14 protein-coding genes are annotated in these 15,480 nt (G+C 67.5%); 8 read left to right on the top strand and 6 right to left on the bottom strand.

The genetic code is table 11. The features are described 5' to 3' along the window. Nucleotides 1-16: 16 nt before the first annotated feature. Nucleotides 17-1,804 carry a tetratricopeptide repeat protein gene (locus GGQ87_RS00120; protein WP_168044713.1) on the bottom strand — a complete coding sequence of 596 codons (1,788 nt, stop codon included), beginning with the start codon at nucleotides 1,802-1,804 and terminating at the stop codon, nucleotides 17-19. 123 nt (nucleotides 1,805-1,927) lie between these two features. On the opposite strand from GGQ87_RS00120, the gene flbT reads away from it, so the two are divergent. Continuing rightward, on the top strand, nucleotides 1,928-2,350 hold the full coding sequence (gene flbT / locus GGQ87_RS00115; protein WP_168044712.1) for a flagellar biosynthesis repressor FlbT: 423 nt from the start codon (nucleotides 1,928-1,930) through the stop codon (nucleotides 2,348-2,350). Beyond that, a complete protein-coding gene (gene flaF / locus GGQ87_RS00110) occupies nucleotides 2,310-2,678 on the top strand; it encodes a flagellar biosynthesis regulator FlaF (protein ID WP_168044711.1) in 369 nt (122 codons plus the stop codon). Before flbT ends, flaF begins: the two co-directional genes overlap by 41 nt. 15 nt (nucleotides 2,679-2,693) lie before the next feature. Here flaF and GGQ87_RS00105 read toward each other — a convergent pair whose 3' ends face one another. Next, the gene (locus GGQ87_RS00105) at nucleotides 2,694-3,974 is read right to left on the bottom strand and encodes a lytic murein transglycosylase (protein ID WP_168044710.1); all 1,281 of its coding nucleotides are present in this window, start codon (nucleotides 3,972-3,974) and stop codon (nucleotides 2,694-2,696) included. 435 nt (nucleotides 3,975-4,409) lie between these two features. On the opposite strand from GGQ87_RS00105, the gene ykgO reads away from it, so the two are divergent. The 3 genes from ykgO to GGQ87_RS00090 all read left to right on the top strand — a co-directional run bounded on the left by ykgO (nucleotide 4,410) and on the right by GGQ87_RS00090 (nucleotide 5,362). Next, entirely contained in the window at nucleotides 4,410-4,535 is a 126-nt protein-coding gene (gene ykgO / locus GGQ87_RS00100) for a type B 50S ribosomal protein L36 (protein WP_168044709.1), read from the top strand. Between the two features lie 192 nt (nucleotides 4,536-4,727). After that, complete coding sequence (gapR, locus tag GGQ87_RS00095; RefSeq protein WP_168044708.1) at nucleotides 4,728-5,003, top strand: nucleoid-associated protein GapR; 276 nt, start codon at nucleotides 4,728-4,730, stop codon at nucleotides 5,001-5,003. 2 nt (nucleotides 5,004-5,005) lie between these two features. Continuing rightward, nucleotides 5,006-5,362: a hypothetical protein gene (locus tag GGQ87_RS00090; RefSeq protein WP_168047169.1), complete on the top strand. Its 357-nt coding sequence runs from the start codon at nucleotides 5,006-5,008 to the stop codon at nucleotides 5,360-5,362. Here the strand turns inward: GGQ87_RS00090 and GGQ87_RS00085 are convergent, their stop codons facing one another. From GGQ87_RS00085 to GGQ87_RS00075, 3 genes are all read right to left on the bottom strand, one after another. After that, nucleotides 5,363-8,017 (bottom strand): TonB-dependent receptor, encoded by a 2,655-nt coding sequence (locus tag GGQ87_RS00085; RefSeq protein ID WP_168044707.1) that lies wholly within the window; start codon nucleotides 8,015-8,017, stop codon nucleotides 5,363-5,365. Between the two features lie 175 nt (nucleotides 8,018-8,192). Then, a complete protein-coding gene (locus tag GGQ87_RS00080; protein ID WP_168047167.1) occupies nucleotides 8,193-9,665 on the bottom strand; it encodes a sigma-54-dependent transcriptional regulator in 1,473 nt (490 codons plus the stop codon). 121 nt (nucleotides 9,666-9,786) lie between these two features. Next, entirely contained in the window at nucleotides 9,787-11,637 is a 1,851-nt protein-coding gene (locus GGQ87_RS00075; RefSeq protein ID WP_168044706.1) for a DUF4153 domain-containing protein, read from the bottom strand. Between the two features lie 396 nt (nucleotides 11,638-12,033). Here GGQ87_RS00075 and rplJ point away from each other — a divergent pair, with 396 nt between their 5' ends. The 3 genes from rplJ (at nucleotide 12,034) to GGQ87_RS00060 (ending at nucleotide 13,514) form a co-directional block, all read left to right on the top strand. Beyond that, nucleotides 12,034-12,549: a 50S ribosomal protein L10 gene (gene rplJ / locus GGQ87_RS00070; protein ID WP_168044705.1), complete on the top strand. Its 516-nt coding sequence runs from the start codon at nucleotides 12,034-12,036 to the stop codon at nucleotides 12,547-12,549. 66 nt (nucleotides 12,550-12,615) lie between these two features. Further along, entirely contained in the window at nucleotides 12,616-13,005 is a 390-nt protein-coding gene (gene rplL, locus GGQ87_RS00065) for a 50S ribosomal protein L7/L12 (protein ID WP_168044704.1), read from the top strand. Between the two features lie 128 nt (nucleotides 13,006-13,133). Next, nucleotides 13,134-13,514: a hypothetical protein gene (locus GGQ87_RS00060; RefSeq protein ID WP_168044703.1), complete on the top strand. Its 381-nt coding sequence runs from the start codon at nucleotides 13,134-13,136 to the stop codon at nucleotides 13,512-13,514. A 10-nt stretch (nucleotides 13,515-13,524) separates the two neighbouring features. On the opposite strand, the gene GGQ87_RS00055 is transcribed toward GGQ87_RS00060, so the two are convergent. Next, on the bottom strand, nucleotides 13,525-15,480 hold the full coding sequence (locus tag GGQ87_RS00055; protein ID WP_245161382.1) for a M61 family metallopeptidase: 1,956 nt from the start codon (nucleotides 15,478-15,480) through the stop codon (nucleotides 13,525-13,527).

Below are 15,480 nucleotides of genomic sequence, written 5' to 3'. Positions count from 1 at the left end.
GATCAACGCCTCTGCTTTACGCGGCGTTCCCCCGCTCGACCGCTTCCTCCAGCGCCTCGCGGATGCGCGCGATAGCCCCTTCCCACTCAGCGAAGCTCTCGCGCCGGAAGAACCGCAGATGCGGGTAGAACGGGTATTTGTCGGTCGCCAGGAAATGCCAGTCGTCCGGCGCGGTGATCATCCACGCCGTCGCCCCGACCGCCGCCGCCAGATTGGTGCCCGCGATGCCCGGGCCGATGACCAGATCCAGCGCCTTCGACAGGGCCGCGACATCCTCCAGATCGTCCTTCAGGTCGATAGGCGGCGTCCAGATCGACACCCCCGCCGCCTCGGCCGCGGCCAGATCGTCCGACACGTCGCCGCACTGCAGGTTGACCATGATCGCCCCGGGGGTGGTCAGCACCGGCCGCCAGCGCTCGAAGCTGGAGAAATAGCGCGCCCGCGACCCGGTCAGCACAAGGCTCTTCCAGTGCAGCCCGACCTTCAGGCCCGGCCCCAGCTTCTCCAGCTCGGCCGTCCAGTAGGCCACCTTGTCCGCGTCCGCCTGCAGATAGCCCCGCCGGTCGGGGAAGGCCTCGACCGAAGGCCGGAACACCGCCAGCAGCGAAGCCATCGGGATGTAGGCGTCGATTCCGCCTTCGATCTCCTCGACGAACGGCACATATCGGGTGATCCGCCCCTCCAGCTTGACCGCGCGGTGCCCCCCGACGATGGCCGTCGGGAAGGTCCGCTGGAACAGTCCCACCAGCCGGGCTTCAACGGCGACGTAGACCTGCCCCTCCGGTCCCACGGCCTCGATGGCGTCGCCGATGCAGGTGCCGAACACCATCTCGTCGGCGATGCCCTGCTCGCCCACGATCAGCAGCCGCTTGCCGCGGATCTCCTCCGTCTTCGGATCCCAGCGCGGCGCCGCCACGGCCACCCGCATCGATTCCGGCAGGTGCGGGTCCAGCCGCACATCATAGGCCTCGAACCCCTCCGGGATGCGGCCCAGCGTCATGAGCAGCATCGCCTTGGCCATGGTCATCATGGCCCGCTCATAGGGGCTTTCGGCGCCGGGCAGGGCGGCCTCGATATCCTCCAGCGCGCCAAGCGCGTCACCAAGCGGCTGGCGGGCGTTGGCGCGGTTGTAGCGGGCCTTGGCGAACGCCGGATCGTGCCGCAGCGCCTCCTCGAAGAAGGTCAGGGCCGTGCCCATGTCGCCCTGGTCGCTCAGCACCGTACCCAGGGTGTTCCACAGCACCGGCGATTCGGGCTCCACCCCCAGCAGGGCCCGCAGCGTCTCCACCGCGTCGCCATACCGCTTCTGGTCCCGCTGCACGCAGGCCAGGTTGTTGGTCGCCTCAACATGCCCCGGATCGGCCGCCAGATATTTGAGCAGCAGCTTCTCGGCGATCTCCAGATAGCCCATCTGCTGCGCCAGCCGGCCCAGGTCGTGCGCCACGTCCGTCTCGTTCGGCAGCAGCTTCAGCGCCGCCTCATAGGCCAGCAGGGCCTGTCCCAGATCGCCGGACTTCTCGCGGCAGATGGCCAGCACATGCCAGGCCAGGCCGTTGGTCTCGTCCAGCTTCAGCGCGTCCAGCGCCCGTTTGGCGCCCAGCGGGAAGTCGCCGGCCCGGATGGCCATCAGGGCGGCCTTCAGCTTCTCCAGCGCCTTGCGCTGCGCCTTCACCGCCAGCTTCGGGTTGGCCAGCTGGTGCGACAGCTTCCGAATGGCCTCGGGCGAGGCCGAGTCGCCTGCGACCCCCTGCGCTGACGGGGCGATCCCGTGGACCTGTTCGGGCGACAACTCGACGGCGGACATGCGGTGATCCTGCGATGATCCCCGAGCTTTGCCACCGGGATCACAAGGGATGGTTAACCACGCCTGTTTAGGGTGCGTTGGTCCGCGGCTCCCTAACGTCGCCCCCTGTCTGGAGTCGCCTGAATGCCGCTGAAGCTGTCGCTCAAGCCCGGCGAGAAGTTCGTGCTCAACGGCGCCGTCGTTCAGAACGGCGACCGCCGGGGCGTGCTGATCCTGCAGAACAAGGCCAGCGTCCTGCGCGAGAAGGACATCATGCAGCCGGAGGAGGTCAACACCCCCGCCCGGCGCGTCTACTTCCCCGTGATGATGATGTATCTCGACGAGAGCGCCGCGCCGAAGGTTTATGACGAGTTCGCGATGCGCCTGACCGAGTTTATGGGCGCTACCCGAAATCCCGAAGTGCTGGCCGACTGCGTCGCCGCCTCCCGGCACGTCATGTCGCGGGAATACTACAAGGCGCTGATGGCCGCCCGGAAACTGGTAGATTACGAGGAAGGTCTGGCGAATGTCGCTTCAGGCGTACAAGACCGCAGCGACGCGGGCTGAAAACCCGCGTGAGATGGAGTACCGGCTGTTCGGGCAGGTGACCCGGGCGCTGATGCACGCCTCAACGGTCGATCCCTCGGACATCGCGACCCGCATCGACGCGCTCGACTGGAACCGCCGCCTCTGGTCGGTGCTGGCCACCGACTGCGCCAATCCCGACAACGCCATGGACAAGGCGCTGCGGGCCTCGATCATCTCGATCAGCCTGTTCGTCAGCAAGCATTCCTCGGTCGTCATGCGCGGCGAGGACGACTTCCAGGCGCTGATCGACATCAACAAGATGGTCATGCAGGGCCTGGCCGGCCCGGGTTCGGCACAAGCCGCGTAATCGAGGCCGCCGAACCTAGCCGACGCGGCGGATCAGTTCGTCGGCGAGGTCCGCCGTCAGATAGCCGTCCGCCAGTCGCCCGGTCGCCATCTGCCAGCGGCGCAGCGCCGCCCGCGTATTGGCGCCGACCACTCCGTCCACGCCTTGCGTGTCATACCCCAGCGCCGTCAGCGCCCTCTGCGCGCCGATCCGCTGCTCGCGCGACAGCGGCGCGTCGTTGGGCCATGAGGCCACCAGTCCCGGCCTGCCCTGAATCCCGTCCGCCGTCAGCCCGATCGCCAGCGAATAGCTGACCGAGTTGTTGTAGCGCCGGATCACATAGTGGTTCGGCAGCGCCAGGAATGCGGGCCCGCGCGCGCCCTGCGGCAGGAGGATGGTCGCTTCCTCGCGCGCCTCGGCCGCGTTCGGCGTTCCGCCCTGCGCCAGCGTCACCCCCTTTGACGCCCAGTACGACCACGGATGGCGCGGCCCCTCGGCGTCGGCGTAGTCGAAGTCGGCAGGCAGACGGATCTCGTAGCCCCAGGTCTCGCCGCGCTTCCAGCCCGCCTGCGCCAGCAGGTTGGCGGCCGAGGCGAGGGCGTCCGCGTCGGACCCCCAGATATCGACCTTGCCGTCGCCGCTCTCGTCGACGCCGAGCCGCAGGTAGTTGTCAGGCATGAACTGGGTCTGCCCCATCGCTCCGGCCCAGCTGCCTTTCAGCCCGCCGCGCTCGCGGCGGCCGTCGACCACGATGTCGAGCGCATCCTTCAGCTGCGCCTCGGCCCAGTCCCGGCGGCGGCCGTCATAGGCGAGGGTGGCGAGCGAACGAACGACGTCATAGTCGCCCTGCACCTGACCAAAGGCGCTCTCCTGCGCCCAGACGGCGACGAGGATTTCGGACGGCACGCCGAACCGCTGAACTACCGACCACGGCACCCGGTCGGTGCGCTGGCGGGCCTGGGCGATGCGCGTGGCCGTGACGGCATTCTGGATGTAGGCGCCGGCCGGACGGCTGAATTCGGGCTGGTTGCGGTCCAGCCGGATCACCGACGGGTCGGGCGTCAGGCCCGCCAACTCACGCTCGTACTCCGCCCGGCGCGCGCCGCCGTGACGGGCGAGGAAGCCCTGTTTCCAGCCATCGAACCCGGCCTGATCGATGATGGGCGCCGCAGGGGCTGCCGGTGTCACAGCGGGAGGCTGTGTCGAAGGCCGGCTCGGCGCAGGCTGCGGCGACGGTCCGACAGGCGGGGGCTCCGGCAGCATGGGCGCGCAGGCGGCGACGGTTCCGATCAGGATGAGGCGAAGGCTGAAACGCATGATTCCCAAGCTAGTCTCCCGGCGGGGCGCGGCCTCATAACAAGTCCGCGAGTCGGCTCTGCGCGCCTGCGATGCTTATAGCGCCTGCATGGAGAAAGCGTTGCCGTAAGATTCACCCTTTTGCGTCGTTAACCGTCAATTTCATTGGCCGGGTAACGGGTAAGGGCGCACAAGGCGACAGCTCTCTGAGACCGATCTGGCCTGGTGGCGGAGGGGCTACGCGTCGGGCGTGCAAGCCCGAAGACCCTCCGTTCGACCCGGAGGCCAGGCCTCCAGTCTCTTCCGCCACCGGGACGGAAATCGGGGACGATGCAAGAGCCGCTCGAAACGCCTGCCTGTCTGGTTGACGAACCGGGGAAGCCTCTCTATACGCACCGCTCCGCCGCAGGTTCGTCCCGCGGCTTTTCTGTTTTGCTTTGCCTCAGGACGACGACCATGAAGGTCCGCAGCTCGCTCAAGTCGCTCAAGGGTCGCCACCGCGACTGTAAAGTCGTTCGCCGCAAGGGCGTCGTCTATGTGATCAACAAGACCGACCCGCGCTTCAAGGCGAAGCAGGGCTAGGCTCGCGCTCAAGCAGCCCGTCGCCGCGCGGCGGGCGTTAGCGCACAAAGAGCTATCCACAGGTCGCGGGCTTTGTCCGCGGCCTTTTTCGTGCCCGGCGTTGAGCCGGCCGCGGCGACGTGGTTAGCGTCCGCGAACACACACAGAACGCGCTCATGTAGCCCGAAGGGCGATAGCGCCCAGGAGTAAAACATGGCCGACGACGCATCCTTCGACGCCAGCCCCGACGTCCTGACCTCGGCCGCCCAGGGTCGGCTGCGCACCGTGATCGAGCGCCTTGAACGCCTCGAGGAGGACAAGGCGGCGGTCATGGCCGACATGAAGGAGGTCTTCGCCGAGGCCAAGGGCGAAGGCTACGACGTCAAAATCCTCCGCAAGGTCATTCGTATCCGCAAGCAGGACAAGGCCAAGCGCCAGGAAGAGGACGCCATCCTCGACCTCTACATGTCCGCCCTCGGCGAGATCTGACACTGAAGCGAACCGGCTTCGGCGGGGGAAAGGGCGGCGCAAAGAAGCCGCCTCCGAGCCCGTTCGAGGCCGAACGCAAGGCGGCCCAGCGCGCCGCTCTCAACGCTCTCAGACGCGCCCGCCGCTCGGCAGAGAAGGCGGGCGTTTCGCTGTCCGAATGGGAGGGCGAGTTCCTCGATTCGGTGTCCGAGCGGGTGAAGACCCACGGCCGCGCGTTCGGCGACCCCGAACTGGGCGCGCCCGGTCAGGCCCTGTCGTCGATGCAGGGCCGCAAGCTCAAGGAAATCGCCGCCAAGGCGAAGGGCGAGGCGCCGAAGCGGCGCTGGGGACGCAAGGCCCCCAAGCCGCCCGAGGACTGATCAGAACAGGATTTTGCGCAGCGAGATGCCGATGCTGCGGCCCTCAGGGTCGAGGTAATCCGGCTGGTAGTTCAGCGGCGTGTCGCCGGCGCTGCTCGTCACCTCGGTGCGGCTGTCGAACAGGTTGCGGATGCCGAGTTGGACCCGCGTGCCCTTCAGCCAGGGGTATTTCTCGACCAGGCTGGTCTGCGCCCCCAGATCGACGAAGACGTTCAGATTGACCGTGGTCTGGTCCGAGAAGAACAGGTCCGGCCCCGTACCGCCGTTTACCCGGGTGCCTTCACGCCAGTTGGCGTTGAGGAAGGCGCCCATGCCGTTCTTGAACACGCCCATCTGGCCCTGAATCTCGTTGCGCGGGCTGCCGCCGCGGCTCGACGTCGCCGCGCCGTCCAGCAGGTCGAGGACCGGGATGCCGGGGGCGATCAGGATCTCATCCTGCAGCCGGTAGGTGTGATACAGCGAGATGTTGAACCGGCCCTGGCCCGGCTGCATGCCGCCGCCGCGACCCCCACGGCCGCCGCCGCCCATGCGGATCTGCGGGCCGTCGCCGCCACCGCCGCGCTGACCGCCGCGGTCGCCGCCCGATCCGGGCCCCGGACCACCGATCATGACCGGACCGCCGGCTCCGGGCCTGCCTGCCGCGCCGGGCGCGGTCGGCGACGGTCGACCGAACGCCTTGGAGAAGTTGAAGCCGGTGCGGATGTCTTCGCGCTCGGTCAGGGCAAAGTTCAGGGGGCGCACGTCGATCGAAACCAGATTGCCGGCCAGATCGCGGTCGAACCGGTCAGGGAGGGCCGCTTCCAGCTCAGAGGTGATGGTCGGGAAGCTGTTGATCGAGTCCTCGACCGTGTTGCGGGTCCAGGTCGAGCTGATCCGCAGGTCCTCGTCCTTGAGCGGCTGCAGCGTGATCCCGGCCTTCCAGATGCGGCGGTTCTCCGCATCCAGATCGGGATTGCCGCCCTCGATCCGGTTGACCAGCACGGTCTCGCCGTTTGGCCCGGCCGAGAAGTCGAACACCGGCACATTAGGCGTCGAGATCACCGGATCATTTAACTGGCCGATCGAGGGCGCGCCCTGCTCGTCGGTGAAGCTGAACAGGAAGGAGACCTGCTCGATCGGCGTCCAGTTGAGCCCGGCGCCGATGCTGCTGAGACCGCCGAAGTCCGATAGATCCTCATAGCCGAGGTTCAGATTGACCGACATGTCGCCCAGCAGAGGCAGGACCTCGGAGCGGGTGCTGGCGATCGGAATGTTGAAGCTGGCCTGACCATTGTAGCGGTCGCGCGACTGGGAACGCTCGGTAGTCACGCCCGATCGGACGCTGACCGAGTCCAGCGATCGCGTGTCCGCGCCGAACTTGATTGTTGAGGAGATCCCGCCGGCCGGCAGCTCCCAGATGTCGCCGTTCAGCACGAGTTCGGTCGACAAAACCTCCGAGACCGAGTTGGCGGTGTCATTCGGCCGGATCGTGAACTCGTTGGGGGTCAGGGGCGCAAAGGGATCGGCCGCCGGGTCGTTGGCGGTCAACCGGGTCTGGAACGGCGTCGGCAGGTAGCCGCGGCCAGTGACCGTGTCGGTCTCGACGCGGTTGTAGTTGCCGGAAAGTGTCCACCGCCAATCCTCCCCGAGGAAGCCGTCCAGCAGGACCCCGGCGGTCGCGTTCAGCGAGTCGGTCTTGCGACCCAGCGATCCCGCGTCATCCAGATAGCGGAAGAGGATCTCGTCGGTCGCCGACGACGAGAAGGGATTGCCAGCGGGCAGCGTCAGCATAACCGACGGCAGGCCGTTGAAGCTGCGGCTGGTATTGTCCTCAAGGCTGCCGCTGACCGTCATCTGGGTGGTGTTGTTCAGATCGCGCTTGACGGTCCCGCCGACGGTGGCGTGCTCGGTGGCCGCCATCAGGGTGCGGTACTCGCCGATCCGGTCGACCAGATCGGGCGGCGTCGTCGTCGTTTCGCGGTTGATGTCGCGTTCACTCTCGAACAGCGGGGTGGCCCGGCCGTATTCGAGCTCCATCGACCAGCGCTGGGCGCCGGCGATGCGGAGGATGTTGGCGTCCAGCTCGGTGACCGTCCGGCCGCCCGCTGTCGGGACGCGACCCTCGACCTGACCGGTGATGGATCGGAAATTGTTCTTGAGGACGAAGTTCACGACCCGCTGGTCGGCGCGATAGCCGTATTCGAGCGCCACCTCCTCCGGCAGAATATCGATCCGTTCGATGGCTTCTGGCGGGATGCCGCGGATTTCCTGGAAGCCGGAGACGCGGCGACCGTTGACCAGGGTGACCGGCTGCCCGCCCGATCCACGGGAACTGCGGGTCACCGGCTCAAGGTAGGTGAGAAGCTCGGAGATATCGGCGGCGCCGTAAGCCTGAATTTCCTCCGCCGTCAGGGTCAGATCGGGCGGAATGTCGCTGTTGACGCTGCCCCGCGGCCGCTGGCCGGTGATTTCCACAGTGCCGAGATCGACAGAGTTCTCGACGTCAGCGGACGTGGCCCTCGGCGCAGGATCCTGCTCCGGTTCCTGAGGCTCGGCGACCGGCTCAGGGACCTGCTGGACGGGCGGCTGCTGTTGAGGCGGCGGAGCCGCCACGGCGGGCGCGGTCTGGATCGCGCCGGCCATCAGGCCGGACAGGGCGGTAGTCACGAGCAGCATACGACGGCCTTCCGGGGAGGGAGGATAACGGGCGTTGAACGTGCCGTGCCGCTATTTCCGTCGTGTTTCAACATCGAAACCGAAAGTTGCGGACTTGGCGGCGCGGACCGGCCGGCCCGTCAACTCCCAGCGGGGGTCGACCGTTGCAGGACAACCGGAGCGTGGCCGCAAGCAGTCAGCCCGCGTCTCGCAGTGCGCCTTCAAGACCCTGCTCGCGCACTTTCCGATAGAGTGTCGAACGACCGATGCCGAGGCGACGGGCGATCTCGGACATATGCCCGGCATAGACTTCGATGGCGTGCTGGATCAGATCCCGTTCGATCTCCTCCAGCGTGCGCAGATGCCCCCGCTCGTCGAGGATACGAATGGGCGTGTCGGGCAGGATCGCCATGTCGGCCACGTCGTTGGCATGGAAGGACGCCACGCCTTCCACTGCCTCGCCGGAAGCCTGCTCGCCAGACAGGAAGGGCGCCGAGACGCCGGAGATCGCCGGGAAGTCGTGGGGCTGCAGGAAGGGCGAGTCCGACAGCACGATGGCCCGGTAGATGGCGTTCTCCAGCTGGCGCACGTTGCCGGGCCAGTCGAAGGCGGTCAGCAGGGCGAGGGTCTCGCCCGCGCAGCCGGCGACCCGCTTGCCTTCCTCGACATTGAAGCGGGCGATGAAGTGGTCGACCAGATCCGGGATGTCCTCGCGGCGTTCGCGCAGGGCGGGGGCCTCGATCGGGAAGACGTTCAGGCGATAGAACAGGTCCTCGCGGAACCGTCCCTCGCGCACCTGTTCGGCCAGATCGCGATTGGTGGCCGAGACGATCCGCACATCCACCTTGACCGAGCGTTTGGAGCCGACGGGGTCGATCTCGCCTTCCTGGAGGGCGCGAAGCAGCTTGACCTGCATGTCCAGTGGCAGTTCGCCGATCTCGTCAAGGAACAGGGTGCCGCCGCTGGCCTCGGCGAACTTGCCCAGATGCTTGTCGCTGGCGCCGGTGAAGCTGCCCTTCTCGTGGCCGAACAGGATCGACTCGACGAGGTTGGCGGGCAGGGCGCCGCAGTTCACGGCCACGAAGGCCTTGCCGCCGCGGTCCGACGCGCCGTGCAGGGCGCGGGCGATGACTTCCTTGCCGACGCCGCTCTCGCCAGTGATCAGCACCGGAATGCCGGACTTGGCGGCGCGGACGCCGAGCGAGCGCACCATCCGCATGGGCGGGCTCTGGCCCACCAGATCGTCGAACGAGGTGCGGCCCGTCACATGTTTCTTTAGCCGGCCGACTTCGGCGGTCAGCTGGGTCAGCTGCAAGGCGTTGCGGACGCCGACCAGCAGACGCTCGGCCGACACCGGCTTGACGAAGAAGTCCTGGGCGCCGGCCTGCATGGCCTTGACCACCGCATCGACGCCGCCCGAAGCGGTCAGGACGATCACCGGGGTCGTCACACCCGCGGTGCGAATTTCGGCCAGGGCTTCCATGCCGCTCATCCCCGGCATGACCATGTCCAGCAGGACCACGTCGGCCCCACCGCCCTTGGTCAGGCGGTCGATGGCCTCGCCACCCGACTCGGCGTGGACCACGGCGTAGCCCTCGCGCTCCAGCACCGCCTGAGCGAGGCGGCGCTGGGTCGGATCGTCGTCGACGACGAGTACGGTCCTGCTCATCCGGAAGTCACCCTTCATCATCTCGTCCGGCCGGTCCTCGTTGAAGCGGGACTGGCTCATTCCGGGACGTTTTAGCCCTCACAAGGTGAAGATCGGGTTGGAAGGCAGGGTGAGCGCTGGGTTAACGGGACGGCGCAGACACGGGCGCTGGCTGAATCGCTGCAGCCGCTGCATCGCAATCCGGTTCCTCTTCGCGGAAGCGGGCGGCGGCCCTTGAGCCTGTCGCGAGGTCTGGCCAGCGGGCGGGGCTCGGGGACAGGCGGCCCGCCTTGAGCTCTTCGCGAACGTCGGGCGACGGTCGGCCGCGGCATGCCCCGAGCCAATAGTCCCCGACCTTGGCCCAGCGTCCGTCAGCCTGCTGTTGATGGACGCTGAGGTTCATCCGTCGGGCGATCAGCACCTCCGCCACGCCGTCTCCGTTCCAGTCGCGAACGGTGGCGACGCAGTCCCCGGTCTTGCGGCAGGCGAAGATGTCGTTGTCTCGCGGATCGCTGCCCAGGAAGCGAGGCGGCAGCGCGCCGCCCGCTGGCCAGACTCCGACGACCGGCACGAAGGCCGCTTCGCGGGCCGCCTGACGCGCCTCCCAGCGGTTATCCGCTGCTTGGGCATCCTTGGCCCGACGAGCGACTTCAGGGGTCCGGGAGCGGGTGAGTCGGGCCAGCGCCGCCTCGCCGCCCTTGCCGCTCTCGAAGCGTAGGAAGGCATAGTCGAACTTGTCCGGTGTCACTGCGCCCCGCTCCAGCCGCGCCACCTGATCGGCCACGGACAGACGGGCGGGGTCGGCGATGGGGCTGAACAGGGCGAGGATCACCGCGATCTCCAGCACGGCTGTCCAGACATTGGTCTTCTCCAGCGGGTGCATCCAGGCGGCGCCCTTGCGCCAGAACGGCTGCAGCGCCGCGAATCCGTAGCCGCCGGCATAGGCCGCACCGATCAGGGCGCAGGCGAAGGCGATGATCCGGTCGGGAGTCAGCCCATGCTGGCCGATGCGGAGCGCCAGTCCCCAGAAGGCGATGACGACCAGCGGGGTCAGCAGCACAGCGGCGACCCGGACTGTCGCCCTCAGGATCGCCGGCGGCAGATTGTCAGCGCGGCCGTCCTGATAGGCCGTGTTGATCAGGATGATCAGGGCCGCGGCAGCGGACAGGACCAAGGCTGTGGCGCTGCCCGTCTCCCACAGGCCCTCCAGGCCGGTGAATGGCAGGGCGGCAAGGAAGCCGGCGGCGAGCACCGTCATCAGCAGGAGGAGCCATGACAGCAGCATCAGCACGACGCTGCGGACGCCGCGGATCAGCCCGTCACGGACATCGGTCAGGTGCACCGCAACGGAGAACACGACCGTCGTCACGGGAATGGAGAACCAGTCCTTCGCGATCAGGTCGCCGAGGAAGTGCAGGCCGATGACGTTGAACAGGGCCGAGCCGAGAAACAGCAGCAGCCAGAACGCCCCGGTGAAGCCGATCGACAGGACCAGTTGCACGCCGGCCTTCCAGGCCGTGTCGAAATAGGTGGGGAAGGCGGCGATCCACCGCCGCTCCATGTCGGCGGGCAGGACAAGATGGTGGCCGATGAACAGGGCCGTGGCCGCGAACAGCGGCATGGGCCAGGGCAGGAAGGGCGGGTAACGGCCCGGTCCGTATTCGCCAGTCGTCTGACTGGCGACGCCGTGCCAGCCCACCAGCGCAAGAAATGCGGTCGCCGCCACGGCCCAGCCCAGCAGGACCGGCCAGCGCATCCGCCCTACGCCCGCCAGCATCAGGACGGGGACCATGACGAGGATCATCGCCAGTGGCCCGAACAGCTCCGGCTGTGTCGCAGGCCATGTCATCGCCCCGCCATCGCGGGTCGACCGATACAGCCACCAAAGGGCTCCGCCCTGGAGCAGACCGATGGCGAGCCGCGCCGCGACCAGCAGCGGCGACCCGGTGCGCCCGAGACTGTTGCGCCCTGTGGCTTCGATGGCGTCGGTCATGCGGTTCTTCTCCGGAAGGTCCCAACCTGCACCATACCGGGCCTGCGCGTCTTGAGGATTTCTCGTGCAGACGCCGTGCAGAGGCTTCCCCCGCTTGAGTTTCCGGCCGGGCCGTGTATAGAGCGCGCCTTCTCCGTCGCAGCTTCGGCCGCGGCGGTCCTGTCCGAGAACTTCGGGGCGTGGGGGTCACCCGCGCCGTAAATGCCAGAGAGCCCTCTGGCGCCGTGGGGAGATGGGGATGCGGACGGCCATCGTCACCCGGTTTACGGGGGCACGGGGTCTGAGCTTCCTTCGGACAATACGACCGGCCTGAACGCTTCGCAGCGATGCGCGGCGCTTGAGCCAAATCCGTCGTCGGGAATAAGCCCGGCGGCGAATACCAGACTGGAGACCGCAATGGACCGCGCACAAAAAGCCGAGTCGATCGAAACGCTGAAGGGCGTTTTCGCCGACGCGGGCGCCGTGGTCGTGACCCACAACCTGGGTCTGACCGTTGCGGACATGGAAGACCTGCGTGGACGTCTTCGTAAAGAAGGCGGCACGTTCAAGGTGGTCAAGAACCGCCTGGCGCTTAAGGCGCTCGAAGCCGACGAAGGCAGCGACTACCACGGCCTGTTCAAGGGTCCCGTGGGCATCGCCTACGCCAACGATCCGGTGACGGCCGCCAAGATCACCGCTGAATACGCCAAGGCCAACGACAAGTTCGTCGTGCTGGGCGGCTTCATGGGTGAGAAGGTTCTGGACGCCAAGGGCGTGGACACCCTGTCCAAGCTGCCCTCGCTGGATCAGATCCGCGCCTCGCTGCTCGGCCTGCTCAACGCTCCCGCGACCAAGATCGCTGGCGTCGTGCAAGCCCCGGCGGCCCAACTGGCCCGCGTTTTCAACGCCTACGCCACGAAGGACGCCGCGTAAGCGGACCCGCCTCTTTCATCTCTGCAAACTCTCTACTGAAACCCAATCCTCCGAAGGAAACACACCATGGCCGATCTCGCCAAAATCGTTGAAGACCTGTCGTCGCTGACCGTTCTGGAAGCCGCCGAACTGTCCAAGCTGCTGGAAGAAAAGTGGGGCGTCAGCGCCGCTGCTCCGGTCGCCATGGCCATGCCGGGCGCTGGTGGCGGCGCCGCCGCTCCGGCCGAAGCTGCTGAAGAGCAGACCGAGTTCACCGTCGTCCTGCTGGACGGTGGCGACAAGAAGATCAACGTCATCAAGGAAGTCCGCGGCGTCCGTTCGGACCTCGGCCTGAAGGAAGCCAAGGACCTGGTCGAAGGCGCTCCGCAGAACGTCGTCGAGAACGTCTCGAAGCAGAACGCCGACGAAGTAGCCAAGAAGCTGACGGAAGCCGGCGCCAAGGTGCAGATCAAGTAAGAACGGATCGTCCCTCGGGACATTCGTCGAACGGGCCGGGGAGCAATCCCCGGCCCGTTTTGCTTGCGCTCTGCATGGACAGCCGCCGCCGGTTGTGGCCCCCTGCGCCGATAACGGGAGGGGTGTCCATGAAGCTGACAGTCGCCGTCGCCGCGGTCGTGGCGAGCCTGGGCCTCGCGGCCTGCGATGAGTTCGCGACCGGCCGGGAAATTCCGCCGCCGCCCGGACCACCGGCTCCTCCGTCGCCGGACCTGCCCATGACGGCGGCCAAGGCCCGCCTGATCATGGGCGCGCTGTCCACCACCTGCATGGAGCTGGCGACGCTCAAGTACGACATCCACGCCTGCGAGCTGAAGCAGGGCAAACCCGCCAGCGACGAGGCGCTCCGGACCGGGCTCCGCGACCTCCGCTGGAATCTCGACAAACTGACGCCGGACGAAGCTTCGGCCCAGTGCGCGGCTCAAACTAACGAACTGCGCAAGACGCCCAGGCCACCGGCGTGCTGGTAGGTGTCTGGCTCTAGCGCCGCCGCGGGGTGAGGATGTCGCCCAACCGGTCCGGCGTGCCCGCTACCCGCTCGAGGCGCGGATAGCGAAGGCCGCCGTGGTAGTCGAAGCTCAGGGTGCGGAATTCGTCGCCCCGCTTGACCACCAGCACGATCGGCTGGGTCCCGTCCTTGGCCGCCGTCACAGCGCTGCGCAGCGCCTCCGCCGAGGCCGCTCGGTCGCCGACCGCCACCAGTTCCCACCCGGCGCCGATGCCCTGCTCATAGGCGAGACCGCCCCAGCGCACGCCGGTGATGCGGTTGCCGGAGCCCAGTGAAAAGCCCAGCGAATACTGGAAGTCGGTGGCCCATCCGCCCTGCACGCGCTTCTCGGTCGGGGTCAGGCTGTCGACATAGCTCAGGCGGTATCCGGCGCGGGCGATGCCGTCGAGCGGCGCCTTGGCGTCAGGACCGACGGCGTCCAGGCGGCTGCGCAGGAAGGTCGCCCAGTCGTAGGGATGCACCGCGTTCAGCGTCCGGACCACATCGTCGAACGTATAGGGCCGGGCCTCCCAGACCCCGTCTTCGACGCCGAAGAAGGCCTTGGCGAAGTCGTCCAGCGATTTGCGGTTGTTGGTCGCCTCGCGGATCAGGGTGTCGGCGTCCAGCCAGATCAGCAGCGCCTCGCGGTAGTAGTCGCCGGTGCCCCGCATCCATGACGAATAGGGATTGGTCGTCCGGTAGCCGAGCAGGTTGTGGTTGGTCGTGTCCTGCAGCGCGCGCCACTCGCGGCCCGGCTGGTTCTCGTAGAAGGCCGCCACCTCGGCGATCGTCGCCAGCTGTTCTTCCTTCGTCGCCAGGCCTGATCGGGCGGTCAGAACCTCGCCCCAGTATTCCGTCTGCCCCTCGTAGACCCACATCAGCGAGTTCTGGGTCGGGACGTTCAGGTTGGGCACATACTCATCGGACGGCCGCCGGAACTTGCCGTTCCAGCTGTGCGTGAACTCATGTGGCAGCAGGGCGAGCGTGCCGAAGCTGCGCATCCCGTTGGTGAAGAAGTCCGCCGGCGCCGTATTCTCGGACGACCGGTGATGCTCCAGACCAATTCCGCCTAGTTCGTCCGACGCCGCCAGCAGGAAGTCGTAGCGGTCGTAATGCCGGGCGCCGAACAGGTAGTCGGTCTGGTCGACCATGGCGCGGAACTTGGCGATCTGCTCGTCGGTCGCGGCCAGACCGGCCTGGGTGTCGGCCAAGAGGTTCAGATGCACCGGGGAGCGGCCGCCGGGGTCCAGATCGATGCGGCGATAGTGGGCGCCGGCGAACATCGGGCTATCCGCCAGATGCTCGAGCGAGATCGGCTTGAAGGTGATGACATCACCCTCGCGGCCAGCCACTTCCAGCGCGGACCCCTGTTGCCAGCCCGCCGGCAGGGTGACGGACGGGGCGAAGGTGATCCGGCTGTGGTTGTAGCCGGCGGGATAGAGCAGCGCCTTCTCCCACTGAAGATTGACCATCTCCGGGGTCATGACGACGCGCCAGACCGCGTTGCTCGGCTGGGTCAGCCATTCGAACGCCACCTCGATCGAGGTCACACCGGCGGGGATGTCGAGGTGGAAGGCGTACGGATCGACCGTGTCGCGCACCCACTCGATCCGCTGGCCGTTACCGGTGACGGTGACGCCCGAGATCAGCTGGATGGGGCCGGTGTCGGCGTGGTTGCCCGGGATGAATTTCGGGTACTGGAGCACCAGATGCCCCGTGCTGACGGGCACCGTCTGCCGCACCCGGATGATCTGGTGATCGAGGTCGGTCAGATCGGTCCGGATGCCGATGACGCCCGGATAGTCGCGGTCCTGCGGCGCCGGGATGGGCGGCAGGGCGTGCGGCAGGCTCGTGGGCGCCGGCAGGGGCGTCTGCGCCTGTGAAATCTGGGCCGACGCCGGAAGAGCGGCGCCGGCGATCAGCAGGGCGAGGGCGGCGGAGCGGAGCAT

Origin of the sequence: Brevundimonas alba, from assembly GCF_011927945.1 — a bacterium.
Taxonomy (GTDB): Bacteria; Pseudomonadota; Alphaproteobacteria; order Caulobacterales; family Caulobacteraceae; genus Brevundimonas; species Brevundimonas alba.
The sequence above is the reverse complement of the archived record's forward strand: the minus strand, read 5'-3'. Positions and strand labels throughout refer to the sequence as shown.

Coding starts and splice junctions, on each gene's coding strand:
- GGQ87_RS00120 (WP_168044713.1), bottom strand. CDS start 1,804: ATGTCCGCCGTCGAGTTGTCGCCCGAACAGGTCCACGGGATCGCCCCG.
- flbT (WP_168044712.1), top strand. CDS start 1,928: ATGCCGCTGAAGCTGTCGCTCAAGCCCGGCGAGAAGTTCGTGCTCAAC.
- flaF (WP_168044711.1), top strand. CDS start 2,310: ATGTCGCTTCAGGCGTACAAGACCGCAGCGACGCGGGCTGAAAACCCG.
- GGQ87_RS00105 (WP_168044710.1), bottom strand. CDS start 3,974: ATGCGTTTCAGCCTTCGCCTCATCCTGATCGGAACCGTCGCCGCCTGC.
- ykgO (WP_168044709.1), top strand. CDS start 4,410: ATGAAGGTCCGCAGCTCGCTCAAGTCGCTCAAGGGTCGCCACCGCGAC.
- gapR (WP_168044708.1), top strand. CDS start 4,728: ATGGCCGACGACGCATCCTTCGACGCCAGCCCCGACGTCCTGACCTCG.
- GGQ87_RS00085 (WP_168044707.1), bottom strand. CDS start 8,017: ATGCTGCTCGTGACTACCGCCCTGTCCGGCCTGATGGCCGGCGCGATC.
- GGQ87_RS00080 (WP_168047167.1), bottom strand. CDS start 9,665: ATGAGCAGGACCGTACTCGTCGTCGACGACGATCCGACCCAGCGCCGC.
- GGQ87_RS00075 (WP_168044706.1), bottom strand. CDS start 11,637: ATGACCGACGCCATCGAAGCCACAGGGCGCAACAGTCTCGGGCGCACC.
- rplJ (WP_168044705.1), top strand. CDS start 12,034: ATGGACCGCGCACAAAAAGCCGAGTCGATCGAAACGCTGAAGGGCGTT.
- rplL (WP_168044704.1), top strand. CDS start 12,616: ATGGCCGATCTCGCCAAAATCGTTGAAGACCTGTCGTCGCTGACCGTT.
- GGQ87_RS00060 (WP_168044703.1), top strand. CDS start 13,134: ATGAAGCTGACAGTCGCCGTCGCCGCGGTCGTGGCGAGCCTGGGCCTC.
- GGQ87_RS00055 (WP_245161382.1), bottom strand. CDS start 15,480: ATGCTCCGCTCCGCCGCCCTCGCCCTGCTGATCGCCGGCGCCGCTCTT.